We start from the raw sequence: 18,321 nt of genomic DNA, 5'->3' as shown, positions 1-18,321 counted from the left end.
CGCGTTTCCACCCCGTTCCCGCATTGGCAGGCGTAGGCTTGCCGTTTCCCTGGTCAAGGAAGCTCTCATGGCACATGCGTCGCTCGCTCTGGTGGTGGTGATGGTGTCGGGTCTGCTGGCGGCGCCGGCACTGGCGCTGGAGCCGGTCAGCCATGGCCGTTTCGAACGGGTGCCGGTGCTGTTGCCCGATGGACCGGTGCAGCGGGTGGTGGTCTGGTTTGCCGGTGAGGGCGACGCCGCGCCGCGGCAGGCACGGCTGCAGGCACTGCGCCGCGATGGCGCGCTGGTGGTGGACGTCGATACCCGCCACCTGGCCGGGGTGCTGGCGAAGGAAGGCGGCAGCTGCGGGTTCTCCGCCGGCGACGTGGAGAACTTCTCGCGCTATGTGCAGGCCTATCTGCGGGTGCCGACCTACCACCTGCCGATCCTGGGCGGCGATGGCGCCGGGGCCGCGCTGGCCTACGCGGTGTCCGCGCAGTCCGGCCCGGACGTGTTCGCCGGCCTGCTCACCGAGGATTTCTGCCCGCGCCTGGGCGATACGCGGATGATCTGCGGCGACGGTATCCACGGTGGCACGCTGCTGCCGGTGGCGCTGGGCTTCCCGTGGCTGGAGGCCGCGCCGGGGCATGCCCCGCGCTGTCCGGCGGGCGAGGTCGAGGCCTTCGCGCGGGCGGTGCCGCTGGCGCGGCGCTTCCAGCGCACTGCCGCCGGCAGCGCGCTGCCCGGCGAGGTTGCCGCGGCGCGGGTACTGGGCGCGCAGCGCGGGGTGAGCCTGCCGCCGGTGCCACATGAGCTGGACGGCCTGCCGCTGGTCGAAGTGCCGGCCGCCGGCAATGGCGACACCTTTGCCGTGTTCGTGTCCGGCGACGGTGGCTGGGCCGGGCTGGACAAGGAGGTCGCCGGCGCGCTGGCGCAGGCCGGCATCCCGGTGGTGGGCGTGGATTCGCTGCGCTATTTCTGGAGTGCGCGCACGCCGGCCGGCTTCGCCGCCGACCTGGACCGCATCGCCCGCCATTACGCGCGGCAGTGGCAGCGTCCGAAGCTGCTGCTGCTCGGCTTCTCGCAGGGCGCCGACGTGCTGCCGGCGGCGATCAACCGGCTGTCCGCCGATACCGCCTCGATGCTGGCGATGACCGCGTTGCTGTCGGTGGGCACGCACGCCGACTACGAGTTCCACGTCAGCAACTGGCTGGGGGGCGATGGCGACGGGCTGCCGATCGCCCCGGAGATGCGCCGGCTGCCGGCGGCACGCACCGTCTGCGTCTACGGCCAGGACGACGACGATGCGCTGTGCCCGCGGCTGCCGGCCGGGTCGGCGCAGGTCGTGCGCCTGCCCGGCGACCATCACTTCCAGGGCGATTACGCCGGGCTGGCGCGGGTGATCCTGCAGCGGCTGCGCGGGCTCAGTTCGACTGCCGGCGCGGATCCAGCGAAATGAGCCGGGTCACGTCCAGCAGCGCGGCGGGCAGGTGCATGCCGCCCGGTGCGGCCAGGTAGCGCGGGCGCCATTCCGGCGCGAACTTGGACTTGAAGCGGCGCAGGCCGCCGAAGCCATAGAAGCGCTCGCCGTGGCGCGCGACCAGGTTGGCGAAGCGGTTCCAGCGCCCGGCCAGGCGGTGTTCGGCCAGCCCCGTCAGCGGTGCCATGCCCAGCGAGAAGCGGGTATGGCCGTTGGCCGCGCCCCACAGGAACAGTTCGATGAACAGGAAGTCCATGGTGCCCTTGGGGGCGTCGGCGGCGTGCCGCATCAGGTCCACCGACAACTCGCGCGCGAGCGGCGCCTGCCACAGGTTGGCGAACGCCACGATCCGGCCCTCGGCCTCGACCAGGGCCATCGGGAAGCGGCACAGGTAGTCGGGGTCGAAGCTGCCCAGCGAGAACCCCTTCTCGTCGCCGGCCTTCTCCTCCAGCCAGGCGTCGGAGATCGCCTCCAGCGCCGGCAGCAGCGGCGCGACATCCGCGGCCGGTACCACCCGGAACGCCAGGCCGCTGCGGCGGCCCTTGTTCCACGCCTGGCGCAGTTCCGCGCGCGCGCTGCCTTCCAGGCTGAAGCCGGCCAGCGACACCATCGCTTCCTCGCCGAGCTTGACCAGGGTCAGGCCCAGGTCGAGGTAGGTCTGCCAGTGCTGGTCCCCGGTCTGGTAAAACACCGGGCGCAGGCCGAGCCGGTCGGCTTCCTCGCGGAATTTCCAGATCAGCATGCGCGCGGTGTCCGGCGGGCCGATCGGGTCGCCCATCGACACCAGCGAGCCGCCGTAGCGCTGCATCATCACGAAGCCGTTGCCGTAGTCGCTGCGCAGGATCGCCTTGTCGCCGGTCATCGCCAGGCAGGCCTGGGTGTCGTGCGCCTGCGCCAGCAGCGGCCGCAGCTGCTCGAGCTGCGCGGCGTCGGGTAGCGGCAACGGCGCGCGGGTGCTGTGCAGCAGCCGCGCCACCCCGAACACGATCACCACGATGCTGACCAGCAGCAACGCGCGCAGCGCGCGTGGCGCGTTGCCGGACGTGGCGAACTGCCACCACAGCTCGTTCTGGTACTCGACGTGGCTGTAGACGAAGAACAGCAGCCACACCGTGGCCACCAGCACCAGCGCCACGTTGCGCAGCCACGGCCACGACCAGGCCTCGTCGAGCAGCGCGCCCTGGCGGTAGAACTCCCGCCGCGCCGCCCACAGCGCCACCGCCACCAGCGGCAGGGTCAGCGCCACCAGCGCATGGCCGCCGCGCAGCCAGGCCGGAATCGGCAACAGCACGCTCACTGCCAACGCGATCAGCCACGCCGCATGGCTGCGCCGCTGCAGCCCCTGGCCGATCAGCAACAGCAGCACGCCGCCGAGGCTGCCCAGCAGGTGCGAGGTCTCCACGATCGGCAGCGGCGCATGCAATGCGCGATGCCGCGGCGCCGGCAGGGTGCCGTCGATCACCAGCAGCGCACCGACCGCGAACACCGCCAGCGCGATCACCTGCGGCAGCCAGGGGCGCAGCACGTTCCAGGCGGTGCTGGCGCCGCTGCGCAGCGGCCGGCGGACGGCGGCCAGCCCGGCCAGCAGGGTGGAGAGGAACAGCGGCACCAGGTAATAGGTGACGCGGTAGGCCACCGCCGCGGCCAGGATCGCCGCCGGCGCCAGCTGCGGCAGCAGCTTGAGCAGGCTCCACTCAAACACGCCCAGCCCGGCCGGCACCGTGGAGACCAGCCCGGCGACCACCGCCACCAGGTACAACCCGACAAAGCCGATGTAGCCCACGCCATCCTGCGCCGGCAGCAGCACGTAGAACGCGGCCGACGCCAGGCCCAGTTCCACCAGGCTCAGTGCGGTGACCTCCAGCACCGTGCGCCGGTCCGGTATCCATACCCGGTGCCGGCGCCAGCCGATGCTGCGGCCGTCGGCGCCGACCAGCAGCCACATCGCAGCGAAGCCGAGCAGCAGGGCGATGCCCAGCAGGCGCACCGCCGACGCGTCCAGCGGCAGCGCCAATGCCGCCGCGCCCGGCTCCAGCCACAACGCCAGGCCCAGCAGCACCCAGGCGCCGAACACGAAGCCCAGGGTGCTCATCAGCACCACCTGGCCGATCTCGGCCAGTCCCAACCCGGCGCTGCCATAGCTGCGCACCCGGATCGCGCCGCCGGTGAGCGCGGCGAAGCCCAGGGTCTGCCCGGCGGCATGCGCGAGGAAGGCGGTGATCGCTACCCGGCCCGGCGGCAGGCGCCGGTTGGCGCGGCGCAGCCCGATCGCATCGAACCCGATCAGGCAGGCGTAACTGGCCATGCCCAGCAGCAGCGCCAGCCCCAGCTGCGACCATGACAGCGCATGCATGGCGCCGCGGATCTGCCGGTAGCCGTGCTCGCTGAACTCGCCGGCCAGCGCGTGCAGGGCCATGCCCATGATCGCCAGGGTCACGGCGACGGCGGCGAACCGGCGCCAGCCGGCGGTCGGGGGAGCGGTGGGTACGGCGGGGTCGGCCATGCGCGGCAACGGGCAGGGCGCCATGCAGGCGCGGGAGTGCAGAGACTATCGGCATGGCGTGACGGTGCTGGCAAGTGGGCGCGTGGCCTTCAGCGGGCGGACGGCTGGCGGCGCGGCTAAGCTGGTGTCCCGCCCCTGCGCAAGGAACAGGCCGTGGCCGCCGGCCGCTACCGTCCACATCGCGATCCCGCGCGCCTGGCCGCGCTGCCGGTGCTGGCCGCGCTGCTGCTTTTCGCCGTTGTCGCGACCTGGCTGCAGGTGGCGCGTACCGACCTGGACTGGACGCGTGCCACGCTCAGCCTGTACCTGCACGGCCCGTACGCGCCGTGGCTGCGCAGCGCCTACTGCGTGCTGGCCGCGGCGATCGTGGCGCTCGCCATCGCACTGCACCTGCGCTTGCGCGGACCGGCGCGGCGCGGCCTGCCGCTGGCCCTGTTCTGCGTGGCCGGCACCGGCCTGGCCACGGTGGCCGTGGGCGACAGCTGGCTGCCGCAGCACGCGCCGGCGCTGGCGCCGCTGGTGCATGCGCTGGCCGCGCAGACCGCATTCCTGTGCGTCACCACGGCGATGCTGCTGCAGGCCTGGTGCTTCGGTCGCGACCGCCGCTGGCGCGGTGCCTATCCGCTGGCGTGGGGATGGGCGTGGCTGGCCTTCGCCGGGCTGTGGCTGCACGTGCTCTGGCGCGACACGCCGCGCGGGCTGGGGCAGAAGGCGGTGATCGCGCTGGTGCTCGGCTGGCTGGCGCTGGCCGCCGTGCAGTTGTGGCGGCTGCCCCGTCTCCGCTGAAACCGTCGGTTGCGGGCACAATGGGCCCACATCCACCCACGGGAAAGCCCATGATCGAACGTTTCGATACCGGTCCGCGCATGTCGGAAATGACCATCCACCACGGCGTGGCCTACCTCGCCGGGCAGGTGCCCGAAGACACCAGCGCCGACATCGTCGGCCAGACCGAACAGGTGCTGAAAGCCATCGACGACCTGCTGCGGCTGGCGCCGACCGACAAGCACCACATCCTGCGCGCGGAAATCTTCCTGGCCGACATGGCCGATTTCGCCGGCATGAACCAGGCCTGGGACAAGTGGGTGCCGGAAGGCGCCACGCCGGCGCGCGCCACCGTGCAGGCCAAGCTCGCCAACCCGGCGTGGAAGATCGAGATCGTCGTCACCGCGGCGGTGCCGTAAGCGCGGCGGGTGCCGTTCCCGGAGGGTCGATCCGGGAACGGGGCCGCGCCCGTCACCCGGCGTCGCGGCGCATGCGCCGCCGCCGTCAGCAAAGCGCGACCAGCAGTCCGGCGAGCGGCAGCGTCCATGCCAGCGGCACCACCCAGCGCGGCCGGTATGGATGCAGCGCGAGCGCCAGCACCAGTCCGGCGGCGGTCAGCGCGCCGAGCCAGATCACCGGCCCCAGCGCCCAGCCGTGCGCGCGTACGCACAGGCCGGTACCCAGCGCCAGCACCGCCCAGCCCAGCCCGCGCCACAGCCGCCTGCGCGCCGGGCTGGCGGCAGCCTTGCCGTACAGGTCCTGCTGGTGTTTTTCCATGGCCAGCGACAGCGTGGCGAACGCCGCGAAAGACAGCCCGAGGGAGAGCGCCATCATGCGCGGGCCTCCTCGCCGGCGCCGTGCTGCCGGCGTTTCCTTTGCGCCGCGCTGGGCGGTGGTTGCCAGTGCTGCACGCGCCAGGCGCAGCACGCCAGCATCGCGCCGAAGCCGATCATGGCCAGGTCGAAGCCGGCCAGCGCCCAGTCGCCGTCGGCGATGGCCGCGACCAGGTGGGTCCGGGTGGTCAGCGCGTTGAGCAGCGGCAGCAGCGCGAACGCCGCCGCGCCCAGGTACAGCTGCGCGGCCCACATCGCCCGCCGCGGCCACGCCAGGGCAGCCAGCAGCGCCGCGCCCCAGGCGCAGAAGAACACGTCGGCCTCGGCCGCCGGGCGCCCGGCCAGCTGCAGCGGCAGCAGGCGGTTGCCCCAGAAGTAGGCGGCGAAGGCGATGGGCAGGCCGGCCACGGTGCCGATGTTGAGCGCATCGACCAGGCGCAGGCCGACGCCGGTCTTGCCGGCCCTGGCATGCTTCGGCCGCTCCTTGACCGCCCACAGCACCACGCCGCTGGCCACCATCAGGCAACCGGCCAGCCCGGACAGGAAGAACAGCGCGCGCAGGCCGGGCTCGGCGAAGCGGGCCAGGTGCAGGCCGTACAGCACCCCGCGGGTGCGGGTGGCGCCACCGGCATCCGGGCTGGCGCCGAGCAGCGCGCCACTGACCGCGTCGTAGCGCAGCGACGGCGTGTCGATGCTCAACCGGCGGCCGTCGCGCTGCTGGATGTCGACCACCGCGTTGGCGGCGCCGGGGCGGTGCACCACGAAGCCGGCGATCTGCGCCCCATTCCAGTGCCGCCGCGCGCTGTCCAGCAGCTGCTGGATCGGCAGCGGCGCCGCGCGGCCCGCGGCCGGCCCCTGGACCTCGGCCAGGCGCGCGAAGGCGTCGTTGAAGAACGCGTCCTCGTCGTCCGGGTAAGCCGCCTTCACGCCCCACGGCAGGTACAGGAACATCAGCGTCACGATGCCGGTATAGGTGATCATCGCGTGGTAGGGCAGGGCCATCACCGCGCTGACGTTGTGGAAATCCAGCCACGAGCGCCGGCCTTTTCCCGGGCGGAAGGTGAAGAAGTCCCGGAAGATCTTCTTGTGGGTGATGACGCCGGTGACGATGGCCACCAGCATGAACATCGCGCAGAAGCCGACGATCCAGCGCGCCCATAGCACCGGCAGGTAGTGCAGGTCGAAGTGCAGGCGGTAGAAGAAGTCGCCGCCGCGGGTGTCGCGCGCGCTCACCTCGCGCCCGGTGTTGGGGTCCAGGGTGGCGTCGCCGAAGCGCCCGCCGCGGCGGCTGCGTCGTTCCCCGCCGTCGGCCGGCGGCGGGGCCATCGACTCGGGGTTGCGCCAGAACGTGCGCATGGCCGGGTTGCGCGGGTCGGGCAGGCTTACGTTCCAGCTTTCGGCGTGCGGCGCCCGTTCGCGCAGGAAGGCGAGCGCATTGGCCGCGGCCTGGTCGGCGTCGACCGCGTTGCGCGGCAGCTCCGGGCGCATCCAGCGGCTGATCTCCTCGCGGTAGTAGCTGGCGGTGCCGGCCATGAAGATCAGCAGCAGCACCCAGCCCACCAGTAACCCGGTCCAGGTGTGCAGCCAGGCCATCGACTGGCGGAACCCCTGCTTCATGCCGGCGCTCCCAGCCACTGCACGCCCAGCCAGAACAGCAGGGCGGGGGTGGCGATGCCGGCCCAGGCGCGCAGCGCGCTGCCGCTGGCGAAGGCCCACAACGCGGCGCAGGCGTACACCACGATGGCCAGCAGCATGCCGGTCAGCACCGCCTGGCTGCGCGCCATCGGCAGCGCCACGGCGAGGAATGCGGCCGACGCGGCGGCCAGGGCGTAGCCGCCGAGGATCGCCGCCAGCGTGCGCGACAACACGCCCGGCCAGGGGCGGGCGAGGAAGGCACCGAGCCGGCGGTGCCACGGGTGGGGGAGGGGTATCGTGTTGTCCACGGAGTCTGCGGTATCGGATCGGACGGGCGCCGCGCGCTGCGCGCGGCGGAAGGTGGCCATCCATGGCCGGCGCTGCATCCGGCAGCGGTTCCCTGGAGGGCTTACAGCTTCCAGCGCAGGGTCAGGCGCACGTTGCGCGGCTCGCCCCAGTACACGCCGTCGTAGAAGCCGACGTTGTTGTAGTACTTCCTGTCCAGCAGGTTGCTGATGTTCAGTTGCGCGGAGAGGTTGTCGTTGAAGCGGTAGCTGGCGAAGGCGTTGAGCAGGAAGAACGCGTCCTGGGTGATCGGCGACCTGTAGGTCCTGCCGCTGGTCGCGTAGTCGGCGGCCGGGCGGTTGCTCATGCGCCAGATCGCGCTCTGCCAGGTCGCGCCGCCGCCCAGCGACAGCCGGCTCCAGGCGCCGTCGGGACGCCAGCTGGCATTGAGGCGGAAGGTGTCCACCGGCGTGGTGGTGTTCTGGCGCACGCCCTGCGGGTTGCGCACGGTGGTGTGGGCATAGCCGGCCGACAGGTTCCAGCGCTCGCCCAGGCGGCCCTGGGCTTCGACTTCCCAGCCCTTGACCCGGTTGCCCTTGCCGGTGGAACGGTAGGCGCTGGCGCCGTCGGGCAGCGAGCCTTCAGGCACCGAATCGTCCAGCTCGGCGACGTTGTCCTTCGCGCCCCTGAACAGCGCGGCGGAGGCGTTCAGCAGGCCATCGAAGAATTCGCCCTTGAGGCCGGCCTCCCACATGTCGCCCACCACCGGCTTCAGATAACGGTTGTCCTTGTCGCGGTAGTTCTGCGGCTGGAAGATGTCGGTGTAGCTGGCATAGGCGCTGAAGTGCGCGCCGAGGTCATACACCAGGCCCGCGTACGGGGTCAGCGAATCGTCGGGCCGGTAGCCGCCGCGGCGGGTGCCGAGCAGCTTGCCGGCGCTGTCGCGGGTGTAGTTCCAGCTGCGCGTCTCCCAGCTGCCGTAGCGCGCGCCCAGCACCGCCAGCAGCGGGTCGGCCAGCTGCAGGCGCGTGGCCAGGTAGGCGGCGCGTTGCTTCAGTTCGTCCTGCGCGGCCAGCCAGCCGGGGCGGCTGACGCGCAGCGGCGCGACGTTGCCGTCCCAGTGGCGCCAGTCGGCGACCTGGTCGTAGCCATCGGGATAGGCGTAGTCGGTCGCCGGCACTTCGCCCTTGCGCAGCGACTGGCCGACGCCGACCACCAGTTCGTGTTCGCGCCCGAACAGGCGGAACGGGCCGCCGGCGTTGAGGTCCAGCACCTGCATGTCGCCGCGCTCGCCGAACACGCCCACGTAGGCCCGCACGCCGCTGCCGTCCGGGCGTGGATAGCCGGCGGCGCCGTACCAGACTTCGCCCTGCGTATCGCGCCTGGAGCGGGTATAGCTGGCCCTGGCCGACCAGTCGTGGCCCAGGCTCTGCTCCAGCCGCGCGAACGCGGTCTTCTCCACGATCGGCCACTGGCTCCAGCGCGCCGACAGGTTGGTCGAACGCGGCAGGTTGGCCGGCTGGCCGTCCACGCCCCAGTACGGCACCACGCCCCAGGTCACGCCGGAGGTCTCCGGCGACTGGTATTCGTAGCCGGCCTCGAGCAGGGTGCTGCTGGTGAGGTCGGCCTGGACGATGCCGTAGAACACAGACTTGTCCAGCCGGTACACGTCGCGGAACGAATCGCTCTGCTGCCTGGCCGCGACCATGCGTGCGCGGACGCGGCCGTCCAGCGCGAGCGGGCCACCGATGTCGGCCTCCAGGCGCTGGTTGCCCCAGCGCCCGGCCGTCACGCTGGCGCTCATCGCGAACTGGTCGGTGGGGCGTTTGCGCACGTAGTTGATGGTGCCCGACGGATCACCGGCGCCGGTGGTCAGGCCGGTGGCGCCGCGGACCACCTCGATGCGCTCGTAGAGGGCGCTGTCGTTGTTGGTCTTGATGTAGCCGCTGAAGGTGTTGAGCATGCCGTCGACTTGGAAGTTGCTGATGTTGTAGCCGCGCGAGACGTAGTTGATGCGCTCGCTGTCGGTCACCGAGACGTGCACGCCGGTCACCTGGCCCATCACGTCGGACATCGCGTGCAGGCCCATGTCGTCCAGCTGCTGGCGGGTCAGCACGGTGACCGACTGCGGGGTGTGGCGCAGCGACAGGTCGAGCCGGGTCGCGGTGCGCGCGTGCCGCACCGTGTATGCGTCGTCTGCTTCGGCCACGACCTTGACCGCATCGAGCGTGGTGGCGTCGCCCGGCGCGGTCTGGGCCAGTGCGGCGGGCGCGGACAGGGCGGCGCTCAGGGCAAGGGCCAGCAGCGTGGGCCGTGGCGGCGGGAGCAAGCGTGTGGACTGCATCGTGGATTCCTGGTGGGCGGTGGGAAGGCCGACCCGCGGAATCGCCCATGGCAGCGCGCCACGCCCCGCGTGACCGTGCGCTGCACGTCGCCTCTCCCGTAGCCGGCCCACATGCACGGCACGACGCAGGAAGCGTCGCGCCGCATCGGTTTGGTTGGGGGGTACACGGGGCGGGCGGCGGGGGGATGCGATGCATCGCGCCGCGCAGGGCTGGGCGTACTGCCTACGTATTAACGATAACCATTCTCAATTGATCGGGCAAGCAGTTGCACGCTGCGGCCGGGCACGGGCGCAGCGGCTCGGGCCGCGATCAGAAGCGCAGCCAGACGGTCAGCGCATGCAGCAGCAGGCCGATCAGGCCGCCGACCAGGGTGCCGTTGAAGCGGATGTACTGCAGGTCGCGGCCCACGCTCAGTTCCAGTTGCTCGACCAGCTTGCGCTCGTCCCAGGCCTTGAGCGTCTGCGCGATGTGCGTGGTCACGCCGCTGCGCAGCCGCGTGGTGAGCCGCTCGGCGCCGGCCAGCATGTGCTGGTTGAGCGCGTCGCGCAGCGCCGGGTCGCGGCCGATGCTGGCGCCGAGCTTGCCGAGGTTGCGTTCCAGGTGCGCGGCCAGCACCGAATCCTCGCGCGACAGGTCATCGCGCAGCTGCTGGTGGATGCGCTGCCACAGGCCCTGCACGTAATCCTGCACGGCCGGGTGGTCGATCAGCTGCTGCTTGAGCGCGTCCACCCGCGCGGCCAGCGCGGGGTCCTCGCGCAGCCGCTGCAGGTAGCCGCCCAGCCAGCGTGCGTAGTCCTGGCGCAGCGGATGCCCGGGTTCGGACAGGATCGCCTGCAATTCGTCCAGCCCGGCGCGGGCCATGCGCCCGGCGAGCGAATCGCCGATCTCGTCGATCGGCTTGACCCAGTCCACGGTGCTGGCCAGCTTCGGCCATTCCTTGCGGATGTAGCGCACGATCAGTGCCGAGGCACGCTGGCGCACGGTCTCGCTGTCGAGCCAACCGGCAATGCGGGTCAGGCCCTCGTCCAGCACCCGCTGGTGGCGGTCGTCGGCGGTCAGCAGGCCGAGCAGGTCGCCGGCGGTGGCCGCGGCGTTCCACTGCCGCAGCTGTTCGACCACGAAGCCCTGGATGGCCCGGCGCACGGCCGATTCGTCCAGCAGGTCCAGTGCCTGCAGCGCCCAGCCGCGGGCCATGCCGGCCAGCATCCGCGCCTGCGGCGGCTGCGCCAGCCATTGGCCCAGGCGGGTGGCCGGGTCGAACACCCTGAGCTTGGCCAGCAGGGCCTCGGGCTCGAGGAAGTGGTCGCGCACGAACAGCGCCAGGCTGTCGGCGATGCGCGCCTTGCTGCGCGGAATGATGGCGGTATGCGGGATGGGCAGGTTCAGCGGGCGCCGGAACAGCGCCACCACCGCGAACCAGTCGGCCAATGCGCCGACCATGGCCGCCTCGCAGAACGCGCCCACCCACGCCCAGGCGCCGTGTTCGCCGTTGAGGTGGCTGAGCACGAAGCCGGCCAGCATCGCCAGCAGCATCGCCAGCGCGTACAGCTTGAGCCGGCGCAACTGGGCGCGGCGCGGATCGGCCGGCGCCACGCTCAATCCTTGTCGCCCGCGCTGCGGCGGAAGCAGTGCGCGCCGGCCGGGTGCGCCCATTGCCCGGCCTGCGGCAGGCGCCAGCGCGCGCGGCGCTGGCCGCTGTCGGTGGCGAAGTCCGCGCACAGCTCGTAGTGGCTGTCGTCGATGCGGCGGTAGCGGTAATCCGCGCCGCCGGCCGGATCGCGCCGCGGCAGGTTGACGCCCGGCTGCGCGGCCAGCGCGTCCATGTCCGGCGGCAGCGCGTCGTGTTGGCTGCGCCATGTGCTGATGGCCGACTCCAAGGTCTGCAGGTCGCCGATGCGGGCTTCGTCCAGCCGCAGCTGCCGCTGCTGCATCGGCGAATCCATGATCCCCATGCCGGCGGCGACCGCCAGCGCCGTGGCGACGCCGGTCGCCCACAGCACGCCGCGGCCGGAGCCGGCGTGGCCGCCGTCGACGACCTCTTCGCGGCGCAGGTCGCGCAGGTAGTGGCCGAATACGGTGCCGGCGATGGCCGCCACCACCGCGACCTTGAGCACGAAACGCAGGCTCAGTTCGCCGCCGAGCAGGTTGAACACCAGCGTGGTCAGGTCGCCGATGAGCACGCTGGCGGCGACGAACAGGGTCAGGTAGGTCAGCCAGCGGCGGACCGGCGACAGCCGCTTGATCGGGTTGCGCGCCACGTCGTGGGCAAGGTGGCGGGCGAGCAGGGCGAACACCGGGAAGGCGATGACCAGCGCCGAGATCGACCAGCGGATCGAACCGGTAAGCCGCGCCACCTGCCACTGCGCGTCAGCCGGGTCGGGCAGGGCGTGTTCGAGCAGGGCGAACAGCAGGCTGCCCAGGTTCCAGGCGAAGAAATACAGGGTGCTGAACAGCACCAGGTAGAGGAACGCTTCGCGCGCCGACAGCGAAGCGCGCGGGCGCGGCACCGGCAGCGCGAAGTCCACCTCGGCCCAGCCGTCGAGCACGCCGCGTATCTGTTCGGCGCTCCAGCCGGCGGCGAGCAGCGCCTGCCGCACCTGTTCGCGTTCATGGCCGCGCATCAAGGCGTCGCGGACGAACTGTTCCAGTTCCGGGGATGCCGAGGCCATGGCCGACTCCTGTGGGGACGGGCGCATGGTGACCGCCGCGCCGGTCGTCTTGCAATCGCGCGGGGTCGTGCGCGCAGGACCGGCGCGCGCCGCCTGCGCCCTGGCGGCAGTGCGCGGTGCGCCGGGACGCGGCCGGTCAGGCCTCCACGGCGTCCGCCGGCGCGGCACCGGCCAGGCGCGCGCGCAGTGCCTCGAGCTCCATGCGCAGCGCCTGGTTCTCGGCCGTCAGCGAGGCCACGCGCTGGCGCAGCGCTTCCACTTCGCCGGCGTCGCCACTGGCCTGCGCGGGCAGGTCCTGTGGCGGCTGCGCGGCGTCCTCCGCCGCCGCCGGCCGCGGCTTGCGGCGCGACTCGCGCACCCGCCGCGCGGCTTCCTTCAGCTGGCTCTTGCCGCCCTGCGCGGCCAAGCGCTGTTCCTCCTCCGGCAGGCTGGCGACCACCGCCGCGGCGCTGAGCGAGATCTCGCCGGCCTTCACCGCCTCGATCACCTCCTGCGCGGCCTGCGCGCTGATCTTCTCGATCAGCGTCACCTGGCTGGCGCTGAGCTTGGCTTCGCGGGCGAGTTCGGCCCTGGACAGCTTCGGCGCCGGCTCCCACGGCGGCAGGTCGGCATCGGCCGGGCCGTCGGTGGCCGCCGCCAGCGGCGCCTCGCCCTCGCTCTCGCGGCGCAGCTGCTCCTGCTCGGCGCGGTGCCGGGCCTCGACGATCGCACGCTTGCGCAGGGCCAGCACGCCGCGCTGGAAATCGGACACGCTGCGCCGCCCCAGGTGCTGCTCGATCATCCACAGGTGCACGTCCTGCATCGACTGGAAGCGGGTGTTCTGCACCGTCTGGAACGGGATGCCGTGCTTGCGGCAGATGCCGTAGCGGTTGTGGCCGTCGACCAGCACGTTGCCCCACAGCACCAGCGCGTCGCGGCAGCCCTCGGCCAGCAGGCTGCGCTCCAGCGCGTCATGCTCGTCCGCGGTCAGCGGATCGATGTAGGCCTTGAGTTCTTCGTTGACGATGATGTCCATGCGCATGCCGGTGGAACAGGGGGGCGGCATTGTAAGTGAGGCCGGGGACGCCGCGGCCGCCGTGCTTGCCGGCCTGCGGCAAGTCGCGCATGCTCGCCTGCCGCGACTGGACGAGGCGGTCATGCTGCTCATTGCCGATATCGCGACCGCCCTGGTCGCGCTGATCCATGCCGGCATCCTTGTGCTGGAGATGTTCCTGTGGACGCGGCCGGCGGGGCGCAGGGCCTTTGGCCTGAGCCGTGAGTTCGCCGAACAGACGCGGGTGCTGGCGGCGAACCAGGGGCTCTACAACGGCTTCCTGGCCGCCGGCCTGGTCTATGCCCTGGCGCTGGGCGCGGCCGGATACGGCGTGCGCACGTTCTTCCTGGCCTGCGTGCTGGTGGCCGGCCTGTATGGCGCCGCCACCGCCAGCCGCGCCATCCTGTTCGTGCAGGCGCTGCCGGCCGCCGTCGCGCTGGCGCTGGTGCTGGCGGCCCGCTAGTCCACGCCGCACGCAGCCGCTCCCCCGAAACGCAACGCGCCGCTCATGATTCCCCTGTTCCTGAAATCCCTGCTGGGCGCGCTGGCGGTACTGGCCATCGCGCTGCTGGCCAGGTCGAAGAGCTTCTTCATCGCCGGCCTGGTGCCGCTGTTCCCGACGTTCGCGCTGATCGCGCACTACATCGTCGGCAGCCAGCGCACCGGTGCCGACCTGCAGAAGACCGCCCTGTTCGGGCTGTGGTCGCTGTTCCCCTATGCCGGCTACCTGGTGGTGGTCTACTTCGGCAGCGTGCGCTGGCCGCTGGCGGTCACGCTGGGCGTGGCCACCGCGGCCTGGGTGCTCCTGGCGCTGGCGATGATCGTGCTGTGGGCGCGGCTGCATCCGGCGGTGGCCGGCGCCTGAGCCGCCCGTTGCCGTGCGTGGTCGCCGTGTCCGCCGAGCCGGTCGCCGCGGCGGGCGACGGCGCGCGCTGGCCACCGGCGGCACCTGCCGGGGCGGGAGTGCCCGCGCGATGTGGTTGGGGTTGAAACCAACGTGCGCGGCACCGGACGGACAGGGCCGCGTGCCCGGCTTCACGATTAGAATCGACGGTTCCTTCTCCCCGACGCCCCCGGATACCGCGATGACCTCCTCCCACGTCCCCCTGCGCGGCAGCATCGTCGCGCTCGTCACGCCCATGCACGAAGACGGCAGCGTGGATTACCCGGCGCTGCGCCGGCTGGTGGACTGGCACGTGGCCGAGGGCACCGACTGCATCGGCGTGGTCGGCACCACCGGCGAGTCGCCGACGGTCACCGTGGAAGAGCATTGCGAGATCATCCGCGTGGCGGTGGAGCAGGCGGCCGGGCGGGTGCCGGTGATGGCCGGCTGCGGCGGCAATTCCACCGCCGAAGCCATCGCGCTGGCGCAGTACGCGCGCCAGGTCGGCGCCGACAGCCAGCTGCAGGTGGTGCCGTACTACAACAAGCCGGGGCAGGAAGGGCAGTACCGCCATTTCCGCGCCATCGCCGAGGCCACCGGTGACCTGCCGATCGTGCTCTACAACGTGCCCGGCCGCAGTGTCGCCGACCTGCAGCACGACACCGTGCTGCGGCTGGCGCAGGTGCCGGGGGTGATCGGCATCAAGGAAGCCACCGGCAACCTTGAGCGCGCGCAGTGGCTGATCCGCGACGTGCCGGACGGGTTCGCGGTGTACTCGGGCGACGATGCCACCGCGGTGGCGCTGATGCTGTGCGGTGGGCATGGCAACGTGAGCGTGACCGCCAACGTGGCGCCACGGCTGATGCACGAGCTCTGCGTGGCCGCGCTGGCCGGGCAGGTGCCGGCGGCGATGGCGATCCAGCGGCGGCTGCTGCCGCTGCACCGGCAGCTGTTCGTCGAGGCCAACCCGATCCCGGTGAAGTGGGCGATGCAGCGGCTGGGCCTGTGCGGCGGCACCCTGCGCCTGCCGATGACCGAACTGGAGCCGGGCAACCAGCCGCGGGTGGAAGCGGCGCTGCGCGAGGCCGGCGTGCTGGCCTGACGCGATCCAGGCACGCCGCGGGCCCGACGCCTGGGCCGGCCCGCGGCGGCCACCGCTGCATCATGCGCCCGGCATGGCGGCGGTCAGTCCTTTTCCAGTGCGATCACTTCACCCGTCGCCGGATCCAGCTGCACCTTCACCTTCTCGCCCGCGGCGGTCGTGCCCTTGGCCTGCCACAGGCCATCGTCGAGCTTGACGTCATGCACCCCGCTGTAACCGGCGGTGGCCAGCTGGGCGCGGATATCGGCCTCGCCCAGCGGCGACACCGCCTTGTCCGGGTACACCTTGCCGGTACGCGGATCCAGGCGCACATCCACGTGCTTGCCGTTGGCGCTGGTGGCATCGGCCTTCCACATGCCGTCCTTGAACTCCAGGTCCTTGACCTTGGTATAGCCCTGCGCCTCCAGCTGCGCGCGTACCTGCGGCGCGGTGAGCGCGTCCTGCGCGTGGGCGGCGCCGGACCCGGCCAGCGCCAGCGCGGCGGCGAGGAGGGCGGTCTGTAGCGGTCGATCGTTCATGGCTGCTCCTGTCGTTTCGGCGCGTCGATATGCGCACGGCCGAACCTAGCCGAGCGCCCGTGCATGCGACCGTGAACCGGCAGCGTGGCGCGGCTCGCCGCTGCGCCGCGGTTAACCGCGGTGGAGGGCGCGCCAAGGCCGCGTTCAATTCCCGTTGCGGGGACGTCGCGCGGGCGTGAACGCACGCCGCCGTGGCCGGGCCCGGGACAACGTGCCGGCGGGCCGCGGTGGGTCGCTTCGCGCAGCGCCGGGCAGCGTGCCGGGCAGGCCAGGACGGGGCGATGCAGGGGGCGGTGGACGCGCGGGCGTGTCGCCGCCGGCGGCCGGCAGTGGCTGCCCGCGGCGTGGCAGACTGCGCGGACATCTCCCTGCCCTGGCGCCCATGCCCTCGATCGCGACTCCCGCCAATTCCCCGCGCCGCGTGCTCGCCGCCAGCTTGGTCGGCACCACCATCGAGTTCTTCGATTTCTACATCTATGCCACCGCCGCGGTGCTGGTGTTTCCCACGCTGTTCTTTCCCGAGAGCAGCGCCAACGCGGCGCTGCTGCAGTCGCTGGCGACCTTCGCGGTGGCCTTCATCGCGCGGCCGGTGGGCTCGGCGCTGTTCGGCCACTACGGCGACCGCATCGGGCGCAAGGCCACGCTGGTGGCGGCGCTGCTGACCATGGGCCTGTCCACGGTCGCCATCGGCCTGTTGCCCACCCATGCCGATATCGGCCTGCTGGCCCCGGCGCTGCTGGCGCTGTGCCGCTTCGGCCAGGGCCTGGGCCTGGGCGGCGAATGGGGCGGGGCGGTGCTGCTGGCCACCGAGAACGCGCCGCCGGGCAAGCGCGCCTGGTACGGCATGTTCCCGCAACTGGGCGCGCCGCTGGGCTTCCTGATGTCGGCCGGCATCTTCCTGCTGCTGGGCCGGCTGCTGGACGATGCCGCGTTCCTGGCCTGGGGCTGGCGCGTGCCGTTCCTAGCCAGTGCGCTGCTGGTGATCGTCGGCCTGTGGGTGCGCCTGAACATCCATGAGACCCCGGATTTCCGCCGCGCGGTCGCGCACGGGCAGCGGGTGCGGCTGCCGATGCGCGAGGTGGTCGCCGGCCATGGCTTCGCGCTGGTGGCCGGGACCCTGGCGGCGTTCGCGACCTTCGTGCTGTTCTACCTGATGACGGTGTTCACCCTGGGCTACGGCACCTCGGCGCTGGGCTATACGCGCGAGCAGTTCCTGCTGCTGCAGATGGTCGGCATCCTGTTTTTCGCCGCGGGCATCCCGCTGGCGGCGCTGCACGGCGACCGCCACGGCACGATCCGCACGATGCTGTGGGCGACCCTGGCGATCTTCGTGTTCGGGCTGCTGTTCCAGCCGCTGTTCCAGGCCGCGCACCCGTGGCAGGTGCTGGGCTTCCTGTCGCTGGGGCTGTTCCTGATGGGCCTGACCTACGGCCCCTGCGGCACCATGCTGGCCAGCCTGTATCCGGTGCAGGTGCGTTATACCGGCGCCTCGCTGTCGTTCAACCTGGCCGGCATCCTCGGCGCCGCGCCGGCGCCCTACGCGGCGACCTGGCTGGCCGGGAAGTTCGGGGTCGGTGCGGTGGGCGGCTACCTGTGCGCCAGCGCGCTGGCCACCGCGCTGGCGTTGTGGGCGATCCAGCGCCGCGCCGCGTCGCGGCGCTGATCCGTGCCGCGCGTGCCGCGCAAGGGGCCGCCATCCCTGGCGGCCATCGGCCGTTCATGGCCGGGTGCCGGGCATCGTTCCCGGCGGTTCCATGGTGCACGAGCCGCCATGCGCCGCGCGGCGCCGGCAGGCGTGCGCTGCGCTCAGCGGAACAGGCGCTTGAGCGTGCGCCCGAGCCAGCCGCCTTCCTCGTGTTCGCGGGCGAACTTGTTGAGGTGGCGCTTGACGTGCTCGGCGTAGGCCTTGTCGTCGCCGCGGATGTGGTTGAACAGCCAGCGCGAGAGCATGTTGCGCAGGTCGTCGGTGATGTCCTCGCCCGACTCGAAACGCATGCGGTACTCGGAGACGCGCTTGATGAACACCTCGTGCACGCGCTTGTGCGCGGCGCAGAACGGGTAGCCCGCCTCCTCCATGAGCTCTTCCTCGAAGGCGAAGTGCGACAGGGTGTAGTCGATCAGCTCGTCGATCACCTCGCCCACGGCGACGCGCTCCATGCTCTTCTGGGTCACGTGCAGGTGGTTGAGCATCTCCACGATGCGCATGTGCTGGTGGTCGATGACCTCCACGCCCGTGTTGAGATCGTCCTGCCAGACCAAAAGTGCCACCGCCGCTTCTCCAAGTAGGTGCT

At 72.0% G+C, this 18,321-nt stretch carries 17 protein-coding genes; 7 read left to right on the top strand and 10 right to left on the bottom strand.

The genetic code is table 11. The annotated features are described in order from the left end of the window. Window positions 1–67 precede the first annotated feature (67 nt). Window positions 68–1,438 carry a virulence factor family protein gene (locus tag AC06E6_RS15565; RefSeq protein WP_478061924.1) on the top strand — a complete coding sequence of 457 codons (1,371 nt, stop codon included), beginning with the start codon at window positions 68–70 and terminating at the stop codon, window positions 1,436–1,438. On the opposite strand, the gene mprF is transcribed toward AC06E6_RS15565, so the two are convergent. Continuing rightward, window positions 1,404–3,962: a bifunctional lysylphosphatidylglycerol flippase/synthetase MprF gene (gene mprF, locus AC06E6_RS15560; RefSeq protein WP_478061922.1), complete on the bottom strand. Its 2,559-nt coding sequence runs from the start codon at window positions 3,960–3,962 to the stop codon at window positions 1,404–1,406. The genes AC06E6_RS15565 and mprF overlap by 35 nt on opposite strands. Window positions 3,963–4,115: 153 nt before the next feature. Here mprF and AC06E6_RS15555 point away from each other — a divergent pair, with 153 nt between their 5' ends. After that, window positions 4,116–4,748: a DUF998 domain-containing protein gene (locus AC06E6_RS15555; RefSeq protein WP_478061920.1), complete on the top strand. Its 633-nt coding sequence runs from the start codon at window positions 4,116–4,118 to the stop codon at window positions 4,746–4,748. A gap of 50 nt (window positions 4,749–4,798) precedes the next feature. Next, window positions 4,799–5,146 (top strand): RidA family protein, encoded by a 348-nt coding sequence (locus AC06E6_RS15550; protein WP_104938452.1) that lies wholly within the window; start codon window positions 4,799–4,801, stop codon window positions 5,144–5,146. An 85-nt stretch (window positions 5,147–5,231) separates the two neighbouring features. Here the strand turns inward: AC06E6_RS15550 and AC06E6_RS15545 are convergent, their stop codons facing one another. The 7 genes from AC06E6_RS15545 to AC06E6_RS15515 form a co-directional block, all read right to left on the bottom strand. Then, entirely contained in the window at window positions 5,232–5,561 is a 330-nt protein-coding gene (locus AC06E6_RS15545; protein ID WP_478061919.1) for a DUF3325 domain-containing protein, read from the bottom strand. Beyond that, window positions 5,558–7,177 (bottom strand): PepSY-associated TM helix domain-containing protein, encoded by a 1,620-nt coding sequence (locus tag AC06E6_RS15540; protein WP_478061917.1) that lies wholly within the window; start codon window positions 7,175–7,177, stop codon window positions 5,558–5,560. The genes AC06E6_RS15545 and AC06E6_RS15540 overlap by 4 nt, the downstream gene beginning before the upstream one ends. Continuing rightward, entirely contained in the window at window positions 7,174–7,503 is a 330-nt protein-coding gene (locus AC06E6_RS15535; protein ID WP_240211519.1) for a DUF3649 domain-containing protein, read from the bottom strand. The genes AC06E6_RS15540 and AC06E6_RS15535 overlap by 4 nt, the downstream gene beginning before the upstream one ends. 101 nt (window positions 7,504–7,604) lie before the next feature. Next, a complete protein-coding gene (locus AC06E6_RS15530) occupies window positions 7,605–9,824 on the bottom strand; it encodes a TonB-dependent siderophore receptor (RefSeq protein WP_478061914.1) in 2,220 nt (739 codons plus the stop codon). Window positions 9,825–10,134: 310 nt separating this feature from the next. Continuing rightward, window positions 10,135–11,418, bottom strand: a complete 1,284-nt coding sequence (locus tag AC06E6_RS15525) for a DUF445 domain-containing protein (protein ID WP_240211517.1) — start codon at window positions 11,416–11,418, stop codon at window positions 10,135–10,137. A 2-nt stretch (window positions 11,419–11,420) separates the two neighbouring features. Continuing rightward, entirely contained in the window at window positions 11,421–12,494 is a 1,074-nt protein-coding gene (locus tag AC06E6_RS15520; RefSeq protein WP_478061912.1) for a DUF5671 domain-containing protein, read from the bottom strand. A 136-nt stretch (window positions 12,495–12,630) separates the two neighbouring features. Then, a complete protein-coding gene (locus tag AC06E6_RS15515; RefSeq protein ID WP_478061911.1) occupies window positions 12,631–13,509 on the bottom strand; it encodes a ParB N-terminal domain-containing protein in 879 nt (292 codons plus the stop codon). A 121-nt stretch (window positions 13,510–13,630) separates the two neighbouring features. Here AC06E6_RS15515 and AC06E6_RS15510 point away from each other — a divergent pair, with 121 nt between their 5' ends. The 3 genes from AC06E6_RS15510 (at window position 13,631) to dapA (ending at window position 15,512) form a co-directional block, all read left to right on the top strand. Next, on the top strand, window positions 13,631–13,990 hold the full coding sequence (locus AC06E6_RS15510) for a DUF1304 domain-containing protein (RefSeq protein WP_313254749.1): 360 nt from the start codon (window positions 13,631–13,633) through the stop codon (window positions 13,988–13,990). 45 nt (window positions 13,991–14,035) lie between these two features. Continuing rightward, on the top strand, window positions 14,036–14,392 hold the full coding sequence (locus AC06E6_RS15505) for a GlpM family protein (protein WP_478061910.1): 357 nt from the start codon (window positions 14,036–14,038) through the stop codon (window positions 14,390–14,392). A 220-nt stretch (window positions 14,393–14,612) separates the two neighbouring features. Then, window positions 14,613–15,512, top strand: a complete 900-nt coding sequence (gene dapA / locus AC06E6_RS15500; RefSeq protein WP_312344007.1) for a 4-hydroxy-tetrahydrodipicolinate synthase — start codon at window positions 14,613–14,615, stop codon at window positions 15,510–15,512. Between the two features lie 83 nt (window positions 15,513–15,595). On the opposite strand, the gene AC06E6_RS15495 is transcribed toward dapA, so the two are convergent. Continuing rightward, window positions 15,596–16,030: a PepSY domain-containing protein gene (locus AC06E6_RS15495; RefSeq protein WP_161615555.1), complete on the bottom strand. Its 435-nt coding sequence runs from the start codon at window positions 16,028–16,030 to the stop codon at window positions 15,596–15,598. Window positions 16,031–16,412: 382 nt separating this feature from the next. Here AC06E6_RS15495 and AC06E6_RS15490 point away from each other — a divergent pair, with 382 nt between their 5' ends. Then, window positions 16,413–17,693, top strand: a complete 1,281-nt coding sequence (locus AC06E6_RS15490) for an MFS transporter (RefSeq protein WP_427852856.1) — start codon at window positions 16,413–16,415, stop codon at window positions 17,691–17,693. A 143-nt stretch (window positions 17,694–17,836) separates the two neighbouring features. Here the strand turns inward: AC06E6_RS15490 and AC06E6_RS15485 are convergent, their stop codons facing one another. Beyond that, window positions 17,837–18,298 carry a bacteriohemerythrin gene (locus AC06E6_RS15485; protein ID WP_054664537.1) on the bottom strand — a complete coding sequence of 154 codons (462 nt, stop codon included), beginning with the start codon at window positions 18,296–18,298 and terminating at the stop codon, window positions 17,837–17,839. Window positions 18,299–18,321 lie beyond the last annotated feature (23 nt).

Source organism: Stenotrophomonas sp. Steno-Z10-HUANG, from assembly GCF_056393075.1.
The sequence above is the reverse complement of the archived record's forward strand: the minus strand, read 5'-3'. Positions and strand labels throughout refer to the sequence as shown.